Annotated in this window: 4 protein-coding genes; 3 read left to right on the top strand and 1 reads right to left on the bottom strand. The window is 57.9% G+C overall.

Going from position 1 to position 4,746, the window contains the following annotated elements:
- Positions 1–145: 145 nt before the first annotated feature.
- Entirely contained in the window at positions 146–2,473 is a 2,328-nt protein-coding gene (gene ppk1 / locus RUM_RS01230) for a polyphosphate kinase 1 (RefSeq protein ID WP_015557411.1), read from the bottom strand.
- A gap of 249 nt (positions 2,474–2,722) precedes the next feature.
- Here ppk1 and RUM_RS01225 point away from each other — a divergent pair, with 249 nt between their 5' ends.
- The 3 genes from RUM_RS01225 to RUM_RS12525 all read left to right on the top strand — a co-directional run bounded on the left by RUM_RS01225 (position 2,723) and on the right by RUM_RS12525 (position 4,544).
- The gene (locus RUM_RS01225) at positions 2,723–3,064 is read left to right on the top strand and encodes a type II toxin-antitoxin system PemK/MazF family toxin (protein ID WP_015557410.1); all 342 of its coding nucleotides are present in this window, start codon (positions 2,723–2,725) and stop codon (positions 3,062–3,064) included.
- Between the two features lie 271 nt (positions 3,065–3,335).
- A complete protein-coding gene (locus RUM_RS01220; RefSeq protein WP_015557409.1) occupies positions 3,336–4,346 on the top strand; it encodes a hypothetical protein in 1,011 nt (336 codons plus the stop codon).
- A gap of 45 nt (positions 4,347–4,391) precedes the next feature.
- The gene (locus tag RUM_RS12525) at positions 4,392–4,544 is read left to right on the top strand and encodes a hypothetical protein (protein ID WP_015557408.1); all 153 of its coding nucleotides are present in this window, start codon (positions 4,392–4,394) and stop codon (positions 4,542–4,544) included.
- The last annotated feature ends 202 nt before the right edge of the window (positions 4,545–4,746 follow it).

The following is a 4,746-nucleotide window of genomic DNA, read 5'->3' as shown; positions in this document are numbered from 1 at the left end:
ATCGGTAAGACGGTACTGCGTGTGCCAAGCACGCAGAGTATCAAGAAACGCACAGAAGAAAATGGTCACCAAAGCAGAACATTCTCTCCAAACCCCGGCGTACAGCCGCAAAAAGCCGCCCTGCATTCTGCAAGACGGCTGTTTCTTATGTTTCCGGCTCTTCCTTCTTTGCCCGAGGCTTTCTGCCACGCTTGGGCTTTTCCGCCGTGGCGGTTGCAGCATCCGCAAAGTTGGGAGCATCCGGCTTCGCCTTGGGCTTTCTGCCACGCTTTGACTTCTCTGCCGGGGCGGTTGCAGCATCCGCAGAGTTGGGCGCATTCGGCTTTGCCTTGGGCTTTCTGCCACGTTTGGGCTTTTCCGCCGTGGCGGTTGCAGCATCCGCAGGGTTGGGCGCATCCGGCTTCGCCGCAGGCTTTCTGGTGCGGCGTTTGGGGGCGGCGGCGTATGCCTCATCGAACAATTGTTCCTGGGCGTTCCGGGATTCCTCCCCCTCCGCCGGAGCGGTCAGCACATAAGTGCCGTCCGGCTGCTGGAGCCGTGCCTTGCAGTTGTCATGCAGATACACATCGAAAATGTGCAGCACCCGTGCCCGGATCGCCGGATCCAGCAGGGGCACTGCCACCTCCACCCGGTGGATGGTGTTCCGGGGCATGTAGTCCGCCGAGCCAATATACACCCTCGCCCGGTCAGGGGTGCCGAACATATAGATCCGGCTGTGCTCTAAGTACCTGCCTACGATGCTCCGTACATGGATATGCTCCGTTCTGCCGGGAATGCCCCCGATGACGCAGCAGATACCCCGGACGATGAGATCCACATGCACCCCGGCATCCGACGCCTCCATGAGTTTTTCGATGAGGATCTTGTCGGAAATGGAATTGAGCTTCAGCCCGATGTAGCTGTCCAGTCCTTCGGATGCCCGGCGGATCTCCTGGTCGATCAGTTGTAACACCTGGTTCCGCAGGGTGTGGGGCGCTACCAGCAGCATGCCGTTTTCCTCGATCTGGGTATCCGCACACAGGGCGTCAAACACCTTCTCCGCCTCTGCGCCGATGGCTTGATTTGCGGTCATCAGGGACAGATCCGTGTACAGCAGGGAGGTTTTCTCGTTGTAGTTGCCGGTGCCGATCTGGGTGGTGTAGTGAACGCCGGTGCGGCTCTTCTGGGTGATGAGCAGCAGCTTGGAATGCACCTTGAACGCCCGGGAGCCGTAGATCACCTCGCAGCCTGCACGCTGTAGCCGCCGGGACCAGCCGATGTTGTTTTCCTCATCGAACCGGGCACGCAGCTCCACCAGCACCAGTACCCGGATGCCGTTTTCCGCCGCCCGGCACAGGGCGTCGATCACCTGGCTGTTCCGGGCAACCCGGTACAGGGTGATCTTGATGGACAGGACGGTTTCATCCTCTGCCGCCTCTTGCAGCAGCCGCAGGAAGGGGCGGATGGACTGGTAGGGGTAGTGCAGGAGGATGTCCTGCTTTTTGATCTGGGCAAGCATGGGACGGGTCTCGGACACCTGGGGGGAATTCTGGGGCACCCGTTTGGGGTACAGCAGGGTATCCTCCCGGGTCACGTCCTGGATGCCGTACACGAAGGACAGATCCAGGGGGGCTTTTGCCGGGAAGATCTGACTGTTCTTGATGCCCATCTGCTTCCGGAGGAAGTCCGTGGCGGTCTGGTTGAAGCTGGCGGACAACTGGATCCGCACCGGCATCAGCTTCTGCCGCTGCTTTACAAGCTCCTCCATGATCTGCCGGAAGTCGTTGGAGTAATCGTAGAAGGCATCCGTTACCGCAATGTCCGCACTGCGGGTGATCCGCAGCAGGGTACGGTCAATGACCTTGAAATTCTTGAAGATGGAGGGGGACAGGCTCAGAATCAGATCCTCCGCCAGAATGAAACGCTTGCCGTTTTCCCCCAGAGGGATCACCCGCTTGAACTGCTCGTTTACGGGGATGATGCCCAGCCGGACGCCGGATTTGGATTCCAGGTGCAGCACGGCGTAGATCTCCTGGTTTTTCAGAAAGGGGAAGGGATGCTCCTTGTCCACCACCATGGGTACGATCAGAGGGCGGATCTCCTTCTTGAAGTAGGTGTCCAGAAAGCGGCGCTCCTCGTCGGTGGCGGTGGGGTAGGTGACCTGCATGACCCCATGTGCCCCCAGTGCCTGCATGATCTCCCCGTAGGCATTGTCCCGCTGGGGCTCCAACTCCCGAACCCGGCGGAAGATGGCCTTTAGCTGCTCCTTGGCGGTCATGCCGCTGCGGGAGTCGGACTTGTCCGGGTCGGCGAGATGCTGATCGTACAGGGAGCCAACCCGCACCCGGAAAAATTCGTCCAGATTGGACTGGAAAATGGCGGTGAATTTCAGTCGCTCCAGCAGGGGGGCATCCGGATTGCATGCCTCCTCCAGTACACGCTGGTTGAATTTGAGCCAGGAGAGCTCCCGGTTGTCATAGCCTTGAAATCCCATATCGGTTCCTTCCTGCGGCGGTGCCGCAATTTTTTCTTCCTTTTATTATAGCCTTATCCGGCGGCTTCGTCAACCGATTTTACAGACTTTTCACAGGGTTTCAGATAAATTTGTCATTTGCCGCCCCGGGCTTGTCCCGACCCATCCGGCGGCGGCAGCATATACTGCAAAGGGTGATTAAACCCGGCAGGGATGGTCATACTACATACAGACGCGCAAGCGTGAAATCAGGAAAAGGGGAGACTCCGCATGGTCAGAAGAGGAGAAATTTACTACGCAGATCTCAGCCCGGTGGTGGGCTCCGAGCAGGGGGGCGTCCGTCCGGTGCTGATCGTCCAGAACGATGTGGGCAACAAGCACAGCCCCACGGTGATCGCCGCTGCCATTACCAGCCAGCGGGAGAAGGCAAAGCTGCCCACCCACATCGAGCTGCGGGCGGCAAGCTGCGGTCTGTCCCGGGACAGCGTGGTGCTGCTGGAGCAGATCCGCACCATCGACAAGCGCCGGCTGAAGGAGCGGATGGGAGAGCTGGACGCTCCCTCCATGAGCCAGGTGAACAATGCCCTGGAGATCAGCTTCGGGCTGAGCTGATTACATTGGTCAATTTGCACAAATGGGACTGCGGATTTTCAGCAGCCCCATTTTTTTCGGCATATATTGCCCTTCAGACAGAGCAATTGTGCCATTTTTACTGTTTGGGATTTGTACATATGCTACAAAAACGAGCGCTTATAATACGGATTCATTGACATTTTGTACGCAATGTGCTATACTTTGTACAGTATGAATCATAACCAGGGCGGCATAGCCTTGTTTGGGGATCCTGCAAGGGATTCCTGAAAAGTTCCCGGGGGGCGACAGTATGAAACGCGGCAAGCGCAGCAATTACAATGACATTGAAAATTTAGAACATGCAGAAAAAAAGTTCTACGGCGATCAGATGAAGGAAATGGGCTGCAAGGGCTTTGTGCTGCGGGATATCTGGGACGTATTGGGTCCCTATCTGCTCATTATCGTGGCAGTGATCTCCCTGCTGGTGGGCATTCTCATCGGCTGGAGCTGGAGAGCATCCCGGGACGGGGGCACGCTGTCTGTGGAGAATTCCCCGGAGCAGGCAACGGATGCGGCGCTGACCACAGAATACAGGGCGGAGATCCCCCCGGATGGAACCACTCCTGTCCAGACGGATATCAAGCAGACCACACCGGGGATCCAGGGGGAGGATAGCCCCACAGCCCCGGTGACCACCGTACCGGAGGAGGAGAAACCGGAGGTTTTGCCCAACGAGCCGGAAAATCCCAACAACCCCACCCCGGCACGCACCACCCCCCGGCAGAATCCCTCCTGGGAAAATGATCCGGGCTATGATGAGCCGGATGACGACGATGACGAGCCGGCATCGGTACAGACCAGCCCCAGGCAGACGACTCCCCGGCAGACCACGCCCCGGCGCACAACCCCGGCAGAGACGGAGCCGCCGGTCATACGCACCACCGCAGCCCCGGTTCGGACGGAGCCGCCGGTTGTTACCACCGCAGCGCCTCCGGCACCGGTGCTCAAGGGACTGTATGTGTCCCTGTCCCAGAGCGGATCCCCTACCCGGGTGGGCGGCCGCTACAGCACCACCTTCCGGATCCGGCTGACCAACACCGCCGGCAGCGTTTCCAGCAAGCAGAAGCTTTTGTTTACCGTTCCCTCCGGCACGATCGTCAAGGAAGCGCCGGACGGCAGCTCCGCTTATGTCAGCGGCAAGTATCTGAGCATCACTTCCGGCAATGAGATCCAGGCCGGCAAGAGTATATATCTGTATGTGACCCTGGAAGCCGACGAGATGCTGAAGGAATCTTCGATCGTACTTAGTTCTGCCCAGTGATTCGGGCAGCGGACAGAAACCTCAGACAGCGAAAGGATGGTAGCGATGGAAACAATGGACAACAGGAAACAGGAACACAGCGAGCAGGCGGACAGTAAGGATCTGTTTTGCAGCAGCCTGCTGGATGGGTGGTTCACCGTGCATGACGGTGCCTATGGGCAGAATGAGACCACGCTGACGCTCAATACGCCAATTTAACCTCTTTCTCCACATAAAAAGAGCATCCCTGGTGGATGCTCTTTTTGCGTGTTGGTTTATTTTTTAGTGACCGTTTTCTTTCGTGTGATCTTTTATGGTCTGGGTGCTCCGCTTACGCAGGAGCGTTTTACCGGAGTGACCATTTGCTTGTGACTTGTTTTTGATAATCTGCGTGCTTCATCCACGCAGTACCACTCTACCA

The organism is Ruminococcus champanellensis 18P13 = JCM 17042, assembly GCF_000210095.1.
Lineage (GTDB): Bacteria > Bacillota > Clostridia > Oscillospirales > Ruminococcaceae > Ruminococcus_F > Ruminococcus_F champanellensis.
This window is presented reverse-complemented; position numbering and strand designations above follow the sequence as displayed.